Genomic DNA, 19459 nt, shown 5'->3' with positions numbered 1-19459 from the left:
AAATGGGGGAAATATGAAATTATTAAGTGATTATCATATTCATAGCAAATTTTCAGGAGATTCTAATGAAGAGCTAGAAAAAATAATAAATCAAGCTCAAAAATTAGGAATGAAAGAAATAGCTATAACAGATCATTACGATTTTGATGTAATTAATGTAAGTGAGAATTTCATGGTAAATTTTGAAGAATATGTCCCAAAAATTCTTGAATTAAAAGATATATACAAAGATAAAATTGATATTAAATTGGGAGTAGAATTTGGGATGCAACCACATCTGAAGGATTATGCTAGAAATTTACTTAAAATGTATCCTTTCGATTTTATAATTGCTTCCTCTCATTCTATAGATAGAATAGATGTAAGTTCTAAAGATTTTTTTATAGAAAAGACACCTGAAAAAGCTCATGAGGATTATTTTAAAAACTTATTAAAAAATTTGGATTCTTTTGATGAATTTAGTGTTTGGGGACATTTAGATTTTATTACTAGATATGGTGGACCTCAATACAGAGAATTAAATTATAAAAAAAATTGGGATATAATAGAAGAGATATTAAAAAAGATTATATCATTAGGAAGAGGAATAGAGATAAACACTTCAGGATTTAGATATGGAGAGAATAGATTTTATCCAAAGGATGAAGTGTTGAAGAGATATTTTGAACTTGGTGGTGAGGTTATAACCATAGGTTCTGATGCTCATAAATTTGAAGATATTGGTAAAGATTTTAATGTAGCTTATGATTTTTTAGAAAGTATAGGAGTCAAATACATATCTTCATTTAAGAATAAAGAAGTTAGTTTTAAAAAGTATAAATAAAGGAGAGTCTATATAGTGAAATTTTCAGAATTTAAATATACAAGACCAGATTATGAAGTAATAAAAAATCAGATGGAAAATTTAATAGAAAAAATTGAGAACTCTGAGAACGAATCTCAACAATATGAAAACATTCTAGAGATAAATAAGATTAGAAATCATATATTTTCAATGAAATCGATATGTTATATAAGACATACAATAAATACTGAAGATACTTATTATGATAGTGAAAATAATTATTGGGATGAGCAATCACCTCTTTATGAAGAGCTAGATTCTAAATTTTATAAGGCTATTGTAAACTCTAAGTTCAGAGTAAAATTAGAGGAAAGATTGACTAAACACTTCTTTAACCTTGCTGAGAATTCTTTGAAAAGCTTCTCACCTGAGATAATAGAAGATCTTCAAGAAGAAAATAGATTAGGATCTCAATATCAAAAGTTAATAGCATCAGCAAAAATAATATTTGAAAATCAAGAATATAATTTATCAGGGTTAACACCTCTATCTTTAAATAAAGATAGAGAAATCAGAAGAAAATCTCTAGAAGCTAAATACAATTTCTTTAAGGAAAATGAAGATAAAATAGACGAAATATTTGATAAACTTGTAAAAGTAAGAGATAAGATATCAAAAAAATTAGGATTAAATAACTTTGTGGAATTAGGGTATATCAGAATGGATAGGACAGATTATAATCCTGAAATGGTAGCTAATTTTAGAAAACAGGTAAAGGAATTTATTGTACCCATAGCATCGGAGCTTTATAAAAATCAGCAGAAGAGATTAGGCATTGATACTCTTAGATATTATGATGAGAAATTTGAATTCGAAGATGGAAATGCAATCCCAAAAGGAGATGCAGAGTGGATACTTAAAAATGGATCTAGGATGTATTCAGAGTTATCTGAGGAAACAGATGATTTCTTTAAATTTATGGTAGAAAATGAGCTATTAGATTTAAAAACAAAAGCTGGAAAAGCTGGTGGTGGATATTGTGATTATATCTCGGAGTATAAATCTCCATTTATATTTTCAAACTTTAATGGAACATCGGGAGATATAGATGTTTTAACACATGAAGCTGGACATGCTTTCCAAGCTTATAGATCTAGTTGGATAGAAATACCTGAATTAAATTTTCCAACATATGAGAGTTGTGAAATTCATTCTATGAGTATGGAATTCTTTACTTGGCCTTGGATGAATTTATTCTTTGAAGAGGATGCAGACAAATATAAATTCTCACATTTGGGAGGAGCTATTAAGTTTTTACCTTACGGGATAACTGTTGATGCATTTCAACATGAAATTTATGAAAATCCTAACTTAACTCCAAAAGAAAGAAAAGATATTTGGAGAAAGTTAGAAAAACAATATCTACCCCATAAAAATTATGAAGGTTGTGAAATTTTAGAAAATGGTGGTTGGTGGTTCCAACAATCACATATATTCCAAAGTCCATTTTACTATATTGATTATACTTTAGCCCAAATGTGTGCTTTACAATTTTGGAAAAAAATGAATGAAAATAGAGATGAAGCTTGGAAAGATTATTTAAATTTATGTGATGTAGGAGGAACAAAATCATTTTTAGAGTTGGTGAAATTATCTAATTTAATTTCTCCATTTGAGGATGGTTGTGTGAGTTCTGTGGTAGCACCTATAGAGAACTGGTTAAAAGAAAACCTACGAGATTAATCTCGTAGGTCTTTTTTTATAAATAAGATTTTAGAATTTCCAAATTCCCTTCAATTTCGATATTTAAAAGAGCTGGAATAAAGTAAGTGTCTCCAGTTACTAAAGGATAAACTTCGTCGTTGCACTTCATAGTTCCATTTCCTGAAAGAATTGAAAGTATTTTAAAGTTTGAATTTAAATCATCAAAATGTTTACCAGTAATAAAAAGTTTATCGATATTAAAATATTGATTTCTAACTAACTCTTCCTTACTACAATTTTTTAACTCTATAGTCTGTCTATTTTCAGATGTAGTTATAATTGGAGATTCATCGAAGTTTATAACTTCACCAGCTTTTTCTAAGTGGAGTGGTCTTAGTTCTCCATCTACTAGTCTATCAAAATCATAAATTCTATATGTTGTATCAGAATTTTGTTGAGTTTCACATATAACAATACTTCCAGTTAAACTAGCATGAACTAGTCCTGGTTTTACATCTATAAAATCACCTTTTTTAACACTAACTATATTAAAAATATCGTCAAATTCTTTTTTATTAAATTTTTCAAAAAAACTTTCTTTATTTATTCCTTTTTTAATTCCTAGAATTAAAGTAGCATCTTCACTTGCATTTATAACATACCAAGTTTCAGATTTTCCAAATTCTCCTTCAACTCTTAGTGCATAATCATCACTTGGGTGAACTTGTACAGAAAGTTTGTCATTAATATCTAAATATTTTATAAGTAATGGAAAATTATTACCATATTTTTTATAAACTGTTTCTCCAACAAATTGTTCTTTATATTTTTCAAGCAGTTCTTGTAAACTTAATCCTGAAAATGGACCATTTTCAACAAAACTCATTCCACTTTTGTGAGAACTAACTTCCCAAGACTCACCATAGTTATCTTCAGTAGGTAGTTCGATACCTAAAAGTTCTTGAAAACCATGTCCTCCCCAAACTTTTTTAACTAAATGCTTTTTAAACTTTAATGGATACATAATTCAACTCCTCTAATTTTTCAATTGTATTTGAAAAAATTTGACATACTGAATTATATTATTTTTATATTTAAATTTCAATGTAAATAATTTTAATGCTTATCAATTATAAGGTTAAATAATTTCTCCGCAGCAGTTTTTGGACCTTCTTTTTCCATTCCTACAATACCGAGAGAAGTTTTGATCTGTCCAACTTTAACACCTTTATCAAACATTTCTTTAAAGAAACTATCAATTAAAAGATCAGTTTCTTTTTGTTTTTGAACTGGTCCAAATGGATTTGCAAAATATGATTTAACAAGACCAGTCTCGCTTGTAGTTCCTTTAGCCATTCTAGCACCAGCTTTAAATACTGGAATAGCCTCTTCAGGTGAGGAGAAAAATTCAATCGGTTCTCCTTGCTCATAGTTATTAGCGTAAAGGAATATATCTATAGGGTATCCTTTTATAATTTCATCATAAGTTGAAACTGGAATTATAATTCTAGAATTTATTTTATCTGGATTCATAAAGATACTTCTATCTATTTGCTTGTAAGCATATCCAATATCTAAGTCGTCTAATCTGATAAAAGCTCCAACTTCTGTTCCATACCCTTTTGGTTTACCATCAGATATTTTTAAAACTCCCATGTCATCAAATATAATTTTCATTTCTTTTATATACTCTTCACTTAGAATTCTAAATGCTTCAAGGGACTCTGATTTTCCAGCTCCACTATCTCCCATAATAACAATATTGAATGTTTTTCCATTTTTCATTGTTATATTCACCATTGCTCCATGAATTGGAAGATGACCTTTTTCAATCATTTTAACATTATGAAGAGTTAAGATCATTTTTTTCATATAACCAAAATAATCGATATCTTCATTATAATTAGCATATCCAATCATTATATTATTTACTTTGTCATTATAAAATGTTGTTTTCATTTCTGATTCGAAATCTTTTACTCCATACATGTATATAATATCGGGTTTCATTCCTTCATATTCTTCTTTTTTTGCTAGTTCAAAGAGATTACAAAGTGTGATTCCTTGAGCCATGAAATTTGTATCAAAATATACAAAGGCAAGAAGTTCTCCAACTTTAGCTGGAAAGCATAGCCAGTTATTAAGATTTATCCCAAGGTTTTCAAGAGGATTTTCTACAACTTCTTTAAATGTTCCTTTTCTTGTATTTCTTTTTGGATATGTAATAAATGGTGGTTGAAGTACTATGGACTCAATAAATGGAACTTTTTCTAAATATGAGTATTCCGCGGGGCAACTCCATTTTATATCTGTTAAAACAATTCCAGCATTAGCTCCAGCAGAAAGCTGTCGATAAACTCTATGACTATATCCGATAATTTTTTCTTCAATTTTTCTATATGTATTTAAAATTAAATTTGTAAAATTATTCATAGAGTCTATGAAATTAACACTTTGAAGTCCATCTTTAGTTTGTTTATTTCTAACTACCGCATATCTTTCGAATTTTCTCCAAAATGAGTAAAAACCCTCTATAAATTCAATTAAAATTTCTTTGTTTTTAAAAAGATTAGAATATTTCTCATCAAAATTTTCTATTTCTGGAATATCAAGTACTATTAATAATTTAAAAAGTTTAGTTAATTCATGAGATAAAAAATTAGATTTAAAATTTTCATGTAGATATTTGAATACAAGTGTATCTTTTTTCTCAATTTTATCTAAGTATAAGGTTAATACTTTATTGAAACTCACACTATTTAAAAGGGATTCAGATGAGTCGCAATATCTTATAGTAAAATTCATAATAGCACTATTTCTACTTATAGCAATTTCTTGTTTCATTTTTTACCTCCTAAAATTTCTTATAGCATAATTCTATACAAAAAATAATTAGATGTCAAATATATTTGAAATTATTTTGATCTTATTTTTTAAAAATAAAAAAATATTTTCAAAAAAGGTTGAAATTTTAATTTTTATTGTTTATAATGAGTTAAATAATAAATTATTTTAAGAGGTGGAGAAAGATGCTAGCTAAAGAATCAAAAGTAAAAGAGATACATGATAAGGTTTTTGAGAGTGCCAATAAAGCAAAAGAAGCTAGTAAAAAATATGGAGTTGAAAATGTTATTAATGCAACGATAGGATCATTGTATGATGAGAAAGAAAAACTTGTAACTTTTAATAAAGTTGTTGAAGTATATAAAAATATTTGTTCAGAAGATATTTTTGGATATGGGGCTGGAATAACTGGAACTGAAGATTATAAAGAAGCAGTTAAAAGAGTTGTTTTAGGAGAAAATTACTCAAATGTTTTTAATGAAAATTATTTAGATGTTGTAGCAACTCCAGGAGGGACTGGTGCTATAAGCAATACAATGAAAAATTATTTAAATAGAGGAGAAAAGGTTTTGCTTCCAAATCTTATGTGGGATTCTTATAAATTAATTGCAGAAGAGGTTGGAGGAAGTCATCAAACTTATAACTTATTTAATGAAAAAGGTGAATTTGATATAGAGGATTTTAAAAATCAAGTTTTTAATTTGATATCAGTTCAAGAGTCTTTAGTGGTTATTATTAATGATCCTTGTCAAAATCCAACAGGATACAAGCTATCTATAGATGAATGGAAAGCGATATTAGATGTATTGAAAGAAGCAAGTGAGAAAAAACATGTTATTTTAATCAATGATATAGCATATATTGATTTTGACGAAAGAGATGAAAAGGAAAAAGACGAATACAGATTTTTATTTAAAGACTTACCAAAAAATTTATTAACAATTTTTATATTCAGTATGTCTAAATCATTTACAAGCTATGGATTAAGAGTTGGAGCGCAGTTGGCACTTTCTTCAGATGAAAATGTGATTAAAGATTTTGAAAAAGCGAGTAAGTTTTCATGCAGAACATTATGGTCCAATGTATCTAGAGGTGGAATGAAAATGTTTTCTGAGATAGTTTTAAATAAAGATCATTATGAAGATTTACAAAAAGAAAGAAATGAATATATTTCCCTTATAAGAGAAAGAGCGGATATTTTTCTAAAAGAAGCTAATGATGTTAAGTTAGAAACTTATAACTATAAGAGTGGTTTTTTCATAACTATTCCTGTTAAGAAAAATATAAAAGAAGTAGTTAAAAATTTAGAAGCAAATCATATTTATACTGTAGTTTTAGATTCATCAGTAAGAGTTGCACTTTGTAGTATTAATAAAGGAAAAGTTAAAGGATTAGCAAAAAAAATTAAAGACTGTATAAATAAAGTGAATTAAAATTTATATAGACATATGGGAAGACTACGTTTAAAATATGGTAGATAATAAAATCTATTATGGGGGAAATAAAATGTGGTCTTCAAAATTGATTGAAGTATTTGATTATGTCATAGAAAATAATAAAAATGCAACTATAAAAGAGATAGCATCTAAATTTAATATCTCTCAAAGAAGTGTTAGATATGAGCTTGAAAAATTAAATGAAAAATTAGTGATGAATGAATATCAAGAGATAGAAATAGAAAAAGGTATTTTAAAATTTGAAAATCTGAATGAAATAAGAGAAATTTTAGAAAGTTATGATCAGTATAATATTTCTTCGGATGAAAGAGAGAGTTGTATTATTTTAAAAACTCTTTTAGATAGGGAAATAAATCAAAGAGAAATTTCAGAAGAATTAGATATAAGTAAAACTACCGTTAAAGGGCATTTAAAAGAAGTAAAGAAATTTTTAGAAAAGTATAATTTAACTTTAGATATCCAATATAGAAAAGGACTTGAATTGAAAGGGAAAGAGGAGAATATTCGTGGAGCTCTTTTAAAAATTTTAAATGTGATATCTCGTGGGAATTCAGTATATCTTAAAAATAAAGTAAAGGAACTTATTTTAGATAGAATTGATGAAGTTGGAATTAAAAGATTTATAAATTACTGTCAAAAACTTATAGAAATAATAATATCAGACGAAGCTCACGATATTATTGTAAATTACTTAAAGATAAGTCTATATATGAATAAAAAAGGTTATACTATAGAAAGCATAAAAAATGAAAAGTTTTTATCAGAAACTAAGGAATATAAATGTATAAAAAAAGGTTCTCCAATACTCGAAGAATGGTATGAGGTAGAATTTTCAAAGTTTGAATATCTAAAGATAACTGATTATTTCTTAGGAAGTAATACATATAATCTAAATTATTCATATTATGATAATTGGGTTGAAATTGAAGTTATAGTAAAAAATATGATTCAAGAATTTAGTGATAAGATAGAAGAGGATATTTCTCAAGATAAAGTTCTATTGGAGGGACTATTAAATCATATAAAACCAACTATATATAGAATAAAAAATCATATAGAGCTTGAAAACTCAATATATAAAGAGATTCTAGAGAGTTATTCACATCTATTTGAAATAGCTGAGACTGTTATTAAAAATCTTGAAAAATCTATGGGAGTAAAGTTTACAGAAGATGAAATATCATTTTTAGTAATTCACTTTAAGGCAGCTATGGATAGAAATGTTGTCAGAAGTGAAAAAGCTAAAGTTATATTGGTATGTGGCTCAGGATATGGGACTTCAAAACTTTTGGCTCAACAGATAAAACAATATTACGATGTTGATATAGTTGATATAATTCCGAAATATATGTTAGAAAAGGTTGTAGCTAAAGAATGTGTAGATTTAGTTTTAACAACTATAGATATAGAGAAGGGATTTACATCTAAACCTATAATTAAGTTAAATTCTATTTTAAATGATGAGGATAAGAAAAAAATAGAGAGTTATGGAATCTTAAAAAATAGTAAAAAGATATCTATGAAGAGTTTAATTGAAGTAATAAGAAAAAATAGTAAAGAGTTGAATGAAAAAAGTCTTAAAAGAGACTTACAATCTCTTCTTGAAGGATTTTTAGTGGACGATATTTTTCACGATAACAATACAATTTTCGACTACTTAAGATCAGATAGGGTTTTAATAAATGAAAAAGTGAAGGATTGGAGAGAAGCAATTGAAAAGGTCGGAAATCTTCTTATAAAATCAAAATCAATAGAAGAAAGTTACATAAAAAACTCTATAAAAACTATTGAAGAGTTTGGTGGTTATATGGTTTTAGGGCCTCAAGTGGTATTTCCCCATGCGAGAACAAAGGGAGATGTAAATGAGACAGGATTTGCCATTCTAACATCAGAGGAGCCTGTTTCACTTCCAAGTGGAGAAAAGGTATCAGTTTTTATTCTATTTTCATCAAAAGATAATAAAGAACATCTAGATACCTTTATGAAATTGGTAGATTTATCCAATAAAGATGGGTTTATAGAGAGTATAAAAAAAATAAAGAAAAGTGACGATTTTATAAAGCTTTTAAAAAGAGAGTTTCCTGATTAGGAAGCTTTTTTTTATGAAAAAATATAAAAAAACTAGCCTCTTTTAAATTTGGAACCTTTTCACTATAATTTAAGTATAATAAAAAATATCAAAAAGGTTGGTTGTATATGAAGAAAATTTTAGAGGGAAACATACGTATACTTGATAAGGTTAATGGTTGGAGAGATGGAGTTCAAAAGTCTGGAGAAATTCTTCTTGAAAAAGGAGCAATTGAGAGCAGATATATAGAAGCGGCTATAAAAAATATAGAAAAATTAGGAAACTATATCATTTTAACAGATGGTGTGGCTATGCCTCATGCAAGACCAGAAGATGGAGCTCTTGAAACATCAGTATCTCTTTTAGTTATAAAAGAAGGAGTAGATTTTTCTGATGATGAGAAAGTAAACCTTATATTTATGCTTGCCTCTAAAGACAATACATCTCATATAGATGTAATTAGAAAACTATCAAATCTGATAGATGATGAAGAGATTATTGAAAAATTATCAAAATCATCAACTGAAGTTGAAATATTAAATTTTTTATAAAAAGGGGAGATTCAAGATGGTAAAAATTTTAACAGTATGTGGTAATGGAATTGGAAGTAGCTTAATGTGTGCGATGAAAGTTGAAGAGCTTTGTCAAGAAGAAGGGATAAATGCAAGTGTAAGTTCTTGTGATTTTAACTCTGTAACAGGAAAAGACGTTGATTTGATTATTACAATTAAAGAATTAGCTGATCAAATTACAACAATAAAAACTGCACCTATCAGAAGTTATACAAATAAAAAGAAAATAAAAGAAGATGTTTTAGAGATAATTCAAAGTTTAGTAAAATAAAAAACAAAAGGTAAAAATAAATTTGGAGGGGAAAAATGATAGTAGGATTATTACAAATAATAGGAAATGATATTTTAACAAATCCAGCATTTCTATTGGGGCTTATGTCTCTAGTTGGACTTTTAGCATTAAAAAAACCAATAAATAAACTTATAACAGGAACTCTTAAACCAATACTTGGATTTATAATGCTTGGAGCAGGAGCAGACTTTATCGTTAAAAACCTAGATTATTTAGGAAAAATGATAGAAAAAGGATTTAATATAACAGGAGTAGTTCCAAACAATGAGGCAATAGTTTCTATAGCTCAAAAAGTTTTAGGAAAAGAAACAATGTTTATTCTTGTAGCAGGACTTATAATCAATATTTTAATTGCAAGATTTACAAAGTTTAAATATATATTCTTAACAGGACACCACAGTTTCTTCTTAGCTTGTATGTTCTCAGCAGTACTTGCAACAATTGGTTTTGAAGGTGGAGCACTTGTATTAGTTGGAGGATTACTTCTTGGAATGTGGTCAGCTATTTCTCCAGCTATAGGACAGAAATATACAGATTTAGTTACTGATAATGATGGAATAGCAATGGGTCACTTTGGATCTATTGGTTACTACATAGCAGCGTATATAGGATCAAAAATAGGAAATCCTGAAGATAGTACAGAAAATATCAAGATTCCAGAAAAATTAAACTTCTTAAGAGATACAACAATCTCAACTGGTATCACTATGTTAATATTTTATATAGTTGCAGCTGTTGCAGCTGGGCCTGAGTATGTTGCAGAGCTTTCAGGTGGAAAGAACTACATAGTATTTGCAATAACTTCAGCATTAAGTTTTGCTGTAGGAGTTACAATTGTTTATAACGGTGTAAGAATGATACTATCAGAACTTATTCCAGCTTTCCAAGGAATATCTCAAAAGGTTATACCTAACTCGATTCCAGCAGTTGATTGTGCAGTATTCTTTACATATGCACCAAATGCTGTAATCATTGGATTCCTTTCATCTTTCATAGGTGGAGTAATAGGAATGTTTATACTGGGAGCTATGGGAGCAGTACTTATAATTCCAGGACTTGTACCTCACTTCTTCTGTGGAGCTACAGCTGGAATATATGGAAACGCAACTGGAGGTAAAAAGGGAGCTATAGTTGGAGCTTTTGTAAATGGATTATTCTTATCTTTCTTACCAGCACTTCTTCTTCCAGTACTTGGAGGAATTGGATTCCAAAATACAACGTTTGGAGATATTGATTTCGGAGTTTTAGGTATCATAGTTGGAAAAGTTGGAGAGGTTTATAAAGCTGAAGGAATTTTAGCAATAATCTTAGTTCTAATTGTATTTATAGTAGTATCATCTTTAGTTCAAAAGGATGCAAAAGTAATTAATGCAAGGGATGAATACTAAAATGAAAAAGATACTTTGTGTTGGTCATTCAGCTTGTGATATTACGTATCTGATGAATGAGTATCCTATAGAAAATAGAAAATATAAGGTTGATGAAACAAAAATGATGGGAGGCGGGCCCACTGGGAACGCTTCGTATCTATTAGGAAAATATGGAGAAGACACTTCTTATATAACTACATTGGGAACAGATCCTTACGGAAAGAATATAGTATGGGAACTGGAGTCAGTAGGGATAGATTTAAGAAATAGTTTAATTAGAAATGAGTATATTACTCCTTGCAGTATGATAATAACTAATACTTCTATAGGAAGTAGAACAATTCTAAATCATAGAAGTAAAAATATTATTCCTTCTGATTATAGATTGGAGTATCAAGAGAAACCTAAGTTTATTCTCTTTGATGGTCATGAGATAGAACTTGCAAGAATGGTTCTTCAAGAGTTTCCAAATGCTATGACAGTTTTAGATGCGGGAAGTTATAAAGAAGAAACGGTTGAACTTGCAAGTAAAGTTGAATATCTTATCTGTTCAGAGGATTTTGCTAGAGATTATACCAAAGTAGAAAAAATAACTCCTGAAAATTATCATGAGGTATTTTCTCGAATGGAAGAATTAAATGGTAAAAATGTAGTTATAACTCTTGGGGAAAAAGGGTGTATCTATAGAAAAAATGGGGAACTATATAATCACCCAGCTTTTCAAACTAAAGCTATTGATACAACAGGAGCGGGAGACATATTTCACGGAGCTTTTGTATATGCTTTAAGTAATAATTTTGATTTTATTGAAGCTATAAAGTTCTCTTCAGTATGCGCCTCATTGTCAGTAGAAAAGATAGGTGGAAGAGATTCGATACCAGAACTAAATGACATATATAAAAGGATGGAAAAATGGGAAAGTATAGATTTCAAGATTTAGGATTAGAAAATACAAGAGAGATGTTTAGAAAAGCAAACGAAGGTGGATACTCGGTTCCTGCTTTTAACTTCGCTAACTTAGAGCAACTTAAAGCGATATTAGAAGCTTGTGCTAAAGCAGAATCAGATGTTATTTTGCAAATTTCAGATTCAGCTAGAAAATATATTGGAAAAGAAACATTAGCTCTTATGGTAAAAGGAGCAATTTTAGATATTAGAGAATCTGGAAGTAAAATATCAGTAGCTCTTAACTTAGATCATGGAAAAGATTTTGATCAAATTAAGGATTGTTTAGATTATGGATTCTCATCAGTTATGATAGATGCTTCACATGAAGAATTTTCTAAGAATATAGAAAAAACTAAAGAGGTAGTAGAATTAGCAAAACTTTATGATGCAAGCGTTGAGGGAGAACTTGGAGTATTATCTGGAGTAGAGGATGAGATATCTTCTGAAGATGAAAGATTTACTAATCCAAGCGAAGTAGTAGAGTTTGTTAAAAAGAGTGGTGTAGATTCATTGGCTATAGCTATTGGAACAGCCCATGGAGCTCATAAGTTTAAGCCAGGAACTGATCCAAAGCTTAGATTAGATATACTTGAGAAGGTAAAAGAAGAGCTTGGAAATTTCCCGATAGTTTTACATGGTTCATCATCAGTTCCAGCTGAGTATATTGAAAAGTTTAGAACTTATGGTGGAGAGATAAAGGATGCTATAGGAATTCCAGATGAAGAGTTACAAAAAGCATCTAAATCAATAGTAACTAAAATAAATGTAGATACAGATGGAAGACTTGTTTTTACAAGTACACTTCTTGAATATGTGAAAAGTAATCCTAAAGAGATGGATTTAAAAAAATATTTAGCTATTCCTAGAAAAGAGATGGCTAACTATTATTCAGAAAAAATAGTTAGAGTATTTAAAGTAAAGTAAATATAATAAAAGTAAGGCTCTTAAGTTAATGATATTTTATCACTAATTTAAGAGTTTTTTTATTAAAAGAAAAAATAAAAAAAGTAGTATATTAAATAAAGAGTAATTAAGATTTAAAGATAAAGGAGAGAAATATGAATGCGAAAAAAATATTAGTATTTGCATCAATACTTATATTTGGAGGGATATCACTATTTGCAGATAAGATACCTTCTATAAAATCAGAAACTCAAAGAAATATTGAGGTTGAAGAATCTTTAATAAAAGAATTTTCTCTTGTAAGAGGAGAAGATAAAATAAGTTATCTATACAATAAAATTGATTTGGATGGAGATAAAAAACCAGAAATAATAGTGTATGCCTACGGACCAATGGTTGGTGGAACTGGCGGAGATTCCGGTCTTATACTCAAAGAAAGAAGCGAAGGATATGATACAATTTCAAAGTTCACTAATCTACGTGTCCCAATTATTATAAGTGATAAAACTACCCATGGGTGGAAAGATATTATACTTGAAGTATATGGTGGAGGAGGACCTTCAGGAACGGTAGTTATGAAATTTGATGGTAAAAAATATCCTTCAAATCCTTCAGTCCAAGCTTTATTGCCAAAGAACACAAAGGTAAATGGAGTTAAAATTTTATCTGATAATTTAAGTGAAAATCCTGGAATTTCTTTAGAAAAAATGGAAAGTAATATATCTCTTTTTAAATTTTTTCCAGAATCTACTTTGAACTATTCGGGTGGATTTGAAAATAGTGGTTATACTGTAGTTACTAAAAAATTATCAGATGATTTAGTAATACAAAAATTTGAAACTACAGCAATAACTACATCAAGAGTCATAAAAATAACACCAGAATCTGCTACTGTCATATTTTTGAGTGGTGAAGATGAAGAATATGTATCTGGAAAGATTAATAGTGATTTAGTGATAATGAAATTACCTTTAGAAAAAGGTAATACATGGAAATCAGAAGGAAATACTTATGAGATTGATAGTTTTGATGGTGGGATATTAGTTATCAGCAAAGAGACTGAAAGAAGTACTTCAAAATATACTTATGAAATCGATAAGGGACTCATAAGAGAAAATTTTAAATCAGAAGGATTTGAAAAAGAATCTAAACTAAAATAAAAAATAAAAGTAAAGCTCTTAAATTAATGAGGTTTTATCACTAACTTAAGAGCTTTTTTTATGTTTATATATTTTTATATAATTTCTTCTCCAACACTATCTATACATGTGGATTTTTTAACTCTTATTTTATTATGTACAAATACTATGGTAAAAATTATTGATCCTGCAATAGCAAATGAAAAGTTAGGATGTACCAGAATTACTGCTACAACAAAGAGAATAATTCTTTCGACTATGGTTATTTTTCGTAATAACCATCCTTGTAGGGAATAAGCCAAAGATAGACATGATATTAGTGCAAAAACTATAGTTAAGATTGTTGAAATCTCAAAATTTAAATTTAATAATCTAGGATTTAAAACAAACGCAAAAGGAACAATAAAAGCAACTAATCCTAGTCGGACCGCTTCTATTCCAACTTTCATAGGATTTTCTTCAGCTAATGCAGCCGCGGCATATGATGCAACAGCTACAGGGGGAGTTATAGCAGAAATCGCAGAATAATAAAGAACAAAAAGGTGAGCCGATAAAGGTGTAACACCTAATTTTATTAGAGCGGGTGTTACAGAAGTAGCAGCTATTATGTAGGCAGCAGTTGTCGGAAGTCCCATTCCAAGAACAGAACTGACAAGCATTGCCAAAACTAAACTTGCGATTAAATTTCCTTGAGAAAAATTTATAATGATATTAGAAAGTTTTAATCCTAGCCCAGTTAAAGAGAGCATACCAACAACAATTCCAGAAGTAGCACAAGCAGCAATAACCTGTAAAGAGGACTTGGCACCGCCACTGCATCCATCAATAAGTGTAGTTAGGCTTAAGGGTCTTTTTTTATTAAAAATACTACAAAGTAAAATAGCTACAATTGCACTTATTGCTGAAATCATTGGAGTACTTTGATTGAATATAAGTAAGTAGAGCAAAACAATTACAGGAATAAAAAGATTTAAACTTTCTTTTAAAACTTTTTTTAGATTCGGTATTTGAGATGAATCTAAAGGTTTTTTATTTTCTTTGATAGATTCAATATCCACCATTATAAATAATGTGAAGTAGTACATTAAAGCAGGAATAAGAGCTGCTAAGCAAACAACAGAATATTTAACTCCGGCTAAATCACTAAGGATAAAAGCAGCAGCACCCATGATTGGTGGCATAATTTGTCCACCTGTAGAGGCAACAGCTTCAACAGCACCTGCGAATACACCACGATATCCTTGTTTTTTCATCATAGGGATTGTGAAAGCTCCCGTACTAACAACGTTTGCAACAGCACTTCCAGAAATACTTCCAAAGAATGTACTGCTAAGAACTGCTATTTTTGCAGGTCCTCCTCTTTTTTTTCCTGCAATAGCTAATGATAAATCTTGAAATATTTTATCAGCACCACTAGAATTTAAGAAAGAGGCAAAAAGAACAAATAGAAATACATTCGTAGCAGAAACTCCAAGTGAGGATCCAAAAATTCCTTGTTCACTATATATAGTTGAAACAACCCTTGTTAAATCGTAACCTCTATGTCCAAAAACTCCAGGAAGAACCATACCGTAAAAAGCATAAAGTATTGAAATTATCGCAATGATAGGAAGGGCATTACCCGCGGAGCGTCTTGTTCCTTCTAAAACAATAATAGTTGTTAATATTCCCATTAAAATATCAATATTTTCAGGAAATATTTGTATTCTCATAGCGAAAGTATCGTAATCTTTTATTATATATATTGTAGTGACAAAAGTTAGAATAATTAGAATAATACCAATTAATTTTCTAATAAAAGATGCTTCTTTTTTAGTTGTAAATATCCCTAGGAATATTAGGACCATACCAAATAAAAGATGGAAAGAGTATAAAACTCCACTTTTAATTGGAATAAAAGTAAAAACTGCTATATGAAATAAGGCCATTAAAACTGAAATAGAATTTATTATTTTTTTCATTCATTTTTCCCTCCACACTTAATGTTATCTTAAGGAATGAGTTCGTTAGGAACTACAATATTTATCTCTTTTAAATATTTTATTACTCCAGGATGAAGCTTAGATTTGGCATATGTATAGTTTTCGGGTTGAATATTTTCTAAAGCTTTATTCACTGTTAGAAGAGTATCTTTGTTTTCAAATGTTGTTTTAACAAGGTTATATACAACCTCTTCACTCATATCAGCACTACAAACTAACCAGTTCCAGTCTATTACGGTATTTATATCCTCGGAAGCACCTTTATAACTTCCCTTAGGAATAGTTCCTTTAGATAAGAAAGGAAGTTTTGTTACAATTTTATTAAGCTCATCTTCAGTTAATGAAGTATAAAATATATTTTTTGAAGATTCTAAATCAAGTAAAGCAGGATAAGGTGGATATTGAAAACTAATTCCAGCGTCAATAATTTCATCTCCAACAGCCCCAACAGTATTATTATGGCTATCGTTGTGAATCTGTTTAGGAGTGATATTTAATTCTTTAAAAATTGACTTGGCAATACTGTCCACTCCAGCACCTAAATTTCCAGTTCCTACTTTTTTACCATGAATCTCATTTATATCTTTGATTGGATACTTCTCCAGTGAATATATTGTAAAAGCAGAAGGGTAAAGAGGAAGTAATATTCTAATTTTATCTTTAGGTTTCCCTTGAGTCCAAGCCTCTTTTGCCTCAATACTTTCTATTATTGTTGACCCCATAGTAACTCCAATGTCGATTTTTCCAGTTTGTATCATAGTTAAGTTAGCTGTAGAACCACCAGTGACCTCGGCAGTAACTTCAATATCAGGAGAGTTATTTGTAATTACATTAGACCATCCTCCTCCAACAAGATAGTAATTTCCACCAGGAGTTGAGGTTCCAATTGCTAATCTATTGGTTTTAGATAAAGCAATTTCATTAATAGTAAAAAAAGAAATTAATGCTAATCCTAACGTCACTAGCTTAAAGGATTTTTTGTTCATATATATTCCCCCTTTTAGATTTATTTAATTTTTTGAAGATAAACTCTTAATCCTCTAAAAACTTCAGCGTGAAATAACCCACCACCATGTGTTTCAGAGTTACTCAAAGAACCGCATAAATGTATATGAACAAATGTTTCATTACTTTGTTTTTTTACTTCACCAAATAAACTTAGTGCTTCAAATGGACCTTCAAAACAAGTCATTTTAACTTTGGGAGGAATATTAAAATCAGCAGCATTTGTTAATTTCACATCCACTAAAGATCCTAGTCCACTCATAACATAGGCTTCTTCCCAATTAGTAGTTTCAAAGAACTCCTTAATTTTATCTTTAACAATTTCACCTTTCTTTAATTCTAATATGTGAATCATGATAATCTCCTTAAAAATTTATTTTTTTACTCCATACTTTTCAATAACACCTAAATCATCCATTATTTTTCTTAACTGTTCTACTTTTTCTCCTTTTAATTCTGGATATGGTTTTCTTAAAGAACCAGAAGGAAGTCCAAGAATCTTATAAGCAGCTTTTATAACAATAGGATTTGAGAACCAATAAAGCGCTTCAAGTAACGGATAATATTTGAAATAAAGCTCTCTGCATTCCTCCATAATTTCAACACTTGTCCAAGGTCTAGCCATTTTGGCCATTTCTTCTGGAATTATATTTCCTCCAATATTAGCTAAACCGTTTCCTCCCATTCCCAATGTAGGAATAACTATAGAGTATCCAGGATAATCACAACAAAGAATATTAAGTCTATCTCCAAGAGCTCTTTTTGTTTTTACTAATTGTTTAACCTGTCCCATAGCCTCTTTTACAACTATAAAATTAGAACATTCTTTGGCTAATTTTTCAATAGTTTCAGGTTCAATATTAACTCCTACCCTAGAAGGATTATTATAAATACCGACAGGAATACTTACAGATTTCATGCAAGTTAAAAAATGTTCATACGCTGCTGCCTGAGGTATTAAAAGATATGGTGGAATAGTAAATATTAAACCATCCGCTCCTTCTTTTTCAGCAAACTGACTAAATTCTACAACTTCACCTGTAGAAGGAAAGCCAGTTCCAAAATATACTGGAATTAGTCCTTTAGACATTTTTATAACATTTTTAACAATCTCTTTTTTTTCTTCCAGAGTTAAAAGGGTTACTTCTCCAGCGGATCCCATAACTAAAAGTTGAGAAGTACCATATTTAGCTTGAAACTCAATAATAGTCTTGAAACCTTCATAGTCAATTTTACCTTCTTTCGTATATGGAGTAGGTATTGCTACCCAAGATCCTTGTGGTTTATTCATAAAAAATCCTCCTATTAGTTTTTGTCTTGGTCCGAGTATATAATATAAGAATTAAAAAATCAATAGATAAATGGAAAAAATAATTCATATAAAATCAATAATGAATTATTATTCATTTTGTATTTGCTTTTTTTTGAAATATTAACTATAATTAGAACTAAAGATAGATTAAGGAGAATTGATATGGAAATAAATATTATGAATGAATTAATGTTGAAAAAAACTAAGTCAAGTAAAATGTTTAAAATAATATCAAGCTATATGATTGAAAATATCCATGAAATACCATTATTAAATTTGAAAGAAGTTTCTGAAAAGAGTGGAGTAAGTACTGCAACAATTGTAAGATTTTGTAAATCATTAAATTTCAGCGGGTACTCAGAATTACAAACAACTTTAAAAAATTTTTTAAAAAAAGAAATTATTCCTACAAAAGAGTTTAGAGAGTCAATTATAAACGATAGAGAATCTTTTGAAGTTTTTAATGACATTATAGATACAAATATTGATATGTTAAAAGCTTTAAAAACAGAAAAAGTATTTCTAGATTTGGAAGAGATTGTAAATATGTTAAACACATCTAATAAAGTTTATATCGTCGGAAATAGATTATCTTATTCTTTTGCATATTATCTTTTTTATTTATTGAAAGGATTGAAAGAAGAGGTTGAGATGATTACTTCAGATAGGGAAGATTACACTAATAAATTATTATATGTAAAGCCTGATGATGTAGTATTCAGTATATGTTTTTATCCTTATGTTAAATTTACATATAAAATAACTAGTTATTTTATATGTAAAGGATGTAGAGTGATATGTTTAACGGATACAATGGAGTCTCCTTTTGTAGAGTTGGGAGATAAAGTTTTATATGCTTATAATAATAGCAAAACTTATTCTTTTATAGCTGCAATAAGTATGTTAAATTTTATAGTAACCTCATTTGGTAAAAAAAATAAAAATCATTCTTTAGAGCAAATTCAAAAATTAAAATCCATAACAGAAGAAATCGATATTTATTTTAAAAAATAGATATTTTAAATTTATGCAAACAAAAAAACCTCTTAGGTTATTAGCTTAAGAGGTTTTAACATATT

The 19459-nt window shown here is 28.9% G+C and carries 17 protein-coding genes; 11 read left to right on the top strand and 6 right to left on the bottom strand.

Annotated elements, in window-relative coordinates:
• The first annotated feature begins 13 nt into the window (after nucleotides 1-13).
• Both H3N56_RS00435 and H3N56_RS00430 read left to right on the top strand, forming a co-directional pair.
• Complete coding sequence (locus H3N56_RS00435) at nucleotides 14-823, top strand: histidinol-phosphatase HisJ family protein (RefSeq protein WP_185879388.1); 810 nt, start codon at nucleotides 14-16, stop codon at nucleotides 821-823.
• A gap of 15 nt (nucleotides 824-838) precedes the next feature.
• Complete coding sequence (locus H3N56_RS00430; protein WP_185879387.1) at nucleotides 839-2527, top strand: M3 family oligoendopeptidase; 1689 nt, start codon at nucleotides 839-841, stop codon at nucleotides 2525-2527.
• A 16-nt stretch (nucleotides 2528-2543) separates the two neighbouring features.
• Here the strand turns inward: H3N56_RS00430 and H3N56_RS00425 are convergent, their stop codons facing one another.
• Complete coding sequence (locus H3N56_RS00425) at nucleotides 2544-3512, bottom strand: type I phosphomannose isomerase catalytic subunit (RefSeq protein ID WP_185879386.1); 969 nt, start codon at nucleotides 3510-3512, stop codon at nucleotides 2544-2546.
• Between the two features lie 92 nt (nucleotides 3513-3604).
• On the bottom strand, nucleotides 3605-5332 hold the full coding sequence (locus H3N56_RS00420; RefSeq protein ID WP_185879385.1) for a phosphoenolpyruvate carboxykinase: 1728 nt from the start codon (nucleotides 5330-5332) through the stop codon (nucleotides 3605-3607).
• A gap of 185 nt (nucleotides 5333-5517) precedes the next feature.
• Between H3N56_RS00420 and H3N56_RS00415 the strand changes: the two genes are divergently transcribed.
• From H3N56_RS00415 to H3N56_RS00380, 8 genes are all read left to right on the top strand, one after another.
• Nucleotides 5518-6765: a pyridoxal phosphate-dependent aminotransferase gene (locus H3N56_RS00415; protein WP_185879384.1), complete on the top strand. Its 1248-nt coding sequence runs from the start codon at nucleotides 5518-5520 to the stop codon at nucleotides 6763-6765.
• A 73-nt stretch (nucleotides 6766-6838) separates the two neighbouring features.
• Nucleotides 6839-8878: a BglG family transcription antiterminator gene (locus H3N56_RS00410; protein WP_185879383.1), complete on the top strand. Its 2040-nt coding sequence runs from the start codon at nucleotides 6839-6841 to the stop codon at nucleotides 8876-8878.
• A 107-nt stretch (nucleotides 8879-8985) separates the two neighbouring features.
• Nucleotides 8986-9408, top strand: a complete 423-nt coding sequence (locus tag H3N56_RS00405; RefSeq protein ID WP_185879382.1) for a PTS sugar transporter subunit IIA — start codon at nucleotides 8986-8988, stop codon at nucleotides 9406-9408.
• 16 nt (nucleotides 9409-9424) lie between these two features.
• Nucleotides 9425-9700: a PTS sugar transporter subunit IIB gene (locus H3N56_RS00400; RefSeq protein ID WP_185879381.1), complete on the top strand. Its 276-nt coding sequence runs from the start codon at nucleotides 9425-9427 to the stop codon at nucleotides 9698-9700.
• 35 nt (nucleotides 9701-9735) lie between these two features.
• Nucleotides 9736-11109, top strand: coding sequence for a PTS ascorbate transporter subunit IIC (locus tag H3N56_RS00395; protein ID WP_185879380.1), 1374 nt, complete (start codon nucleotides 9736-9738; stop codon nucleotides 11107-11109).
• Between the two features lies 1 nt (nucleotide 11110).
• Complete coding sequence (locus tag H3N56_RS00390) at nucleotides 11111-12031, top strand: carbohydrate kinase family protein (protein WP_185879379.1); 921 nt, start codon at nucleotides 11111-11113, stop codon at nucleotides 12029-12031.
• On the top strand, nucleotides 12004-12963 hold the full coding sequence (locus H3N56_RS00385; protein ID WP_185879378.1) for a ketose-bisphosphate aldolase: 960 nt from the start codon (nucleotides 12004-12006) through the stop codon (nucleotides 12961-12963). Before H3N56_RS00390 ends, H3N56_RS00385 begins: the two co-directional genes overlap by 28 nt.
• Before the next feature lie 134 nt (nucleotides 12964-13097).
• On the top strand, nucleotides 13098-14102 hold the full coding sequence (locus tag H3N56_RS00380; protein WP_185879377.1) for a hypothetical protein: 1005 nt from the start codon (nucleotides 13098-13100) through the stop codon (nucleotides 14100-14102).
• Between the two features lie 74 nt (nucleotides 14103-14176).
• Here H3N56_RS00380 and H3N56_RS00375 read toward each other — a convergent pair whose 3' ends face one another.
• The 4 genes from H3N56_RS00375 to H3N56_RS00360 are packed head-to-tail and all read right to left on the bottom strand — an operon-like array spanning nucleotide 14177 to nucleotide 18359.
• Complete coding sequence (locus H3N56_RS00375) at nucleotides 14177-16042, bottom strand: TRAP transporter permease (RefSeq protein WP_185879376.1); 1866 nt, start codon at nucleotides 16040-16042, stop codon at nucleotides 14177-14179.
• Between the two features lie 29 nt (nucleotides 16043-16071).
• Nucleotides 16072-17049, bottom strand: coding sequence for a TAXI family TRAP transporter solute-binding subunit (locus tag H3N56_RS00370; protein ID WP_185879375.1), 978 nt, complete (start codon nucleotides 17047-17049; stop codon nucleotides 16072-16074).
• Between the two features lie 20 nt (nucleotides 17050-17069).
• Complete coding sequence (locus H3N56_RS00365; protein WP_185879374.1) at nucleotides 17070-17423, bottom strand: PPC domain-containing DNA-binding protein; 354 nt, start codon at nucleotides 17421-17423, stop codon at nucleotides 17070-17072.
• Between the two features lie 18 nt (nucleotides 17424-17441).
• A complete protein-coding gene (locus H3N56_RS00360) occupies nucleotides 17442-18359 on the bottom strand; it encodes a dihydrodipicolinate synthase family protein (protein ID WP_185879373.1) in 918 nt (305 codons plus the stop codon).
• A 183-nt stretch (nucleotides 18360-18542) separates the two neighbouring features.
• Between H3N56_RS00360 and H3N56_RS00355 the strand changes: the two genes are divergently transcribed.
• A complete protein-coding gene (locus H3N56_RS00355) occupies nucleotides 18543-19394 on the top strand; it encodes a MurR/RpiR family transcriptional regulator (protein ID WP_185879372.1) in 852 nt (283 codons plus the stop codon).
• Nucleotides 19395-19459 lie beyond the last annotated feature (65 nt).

The organism is Cetobacterium sp. 2A, assembly GCF_014250685.1.
Taxonomy (GTDB): Bacteria; Fusobacteriota; Fusobacteriia; order Fusobacteriales; family Fusobacteriaceae; genus Cetobacterium.
This window is presented reverse-complemented; position numbering and strand designations above follow the sequence as displayed.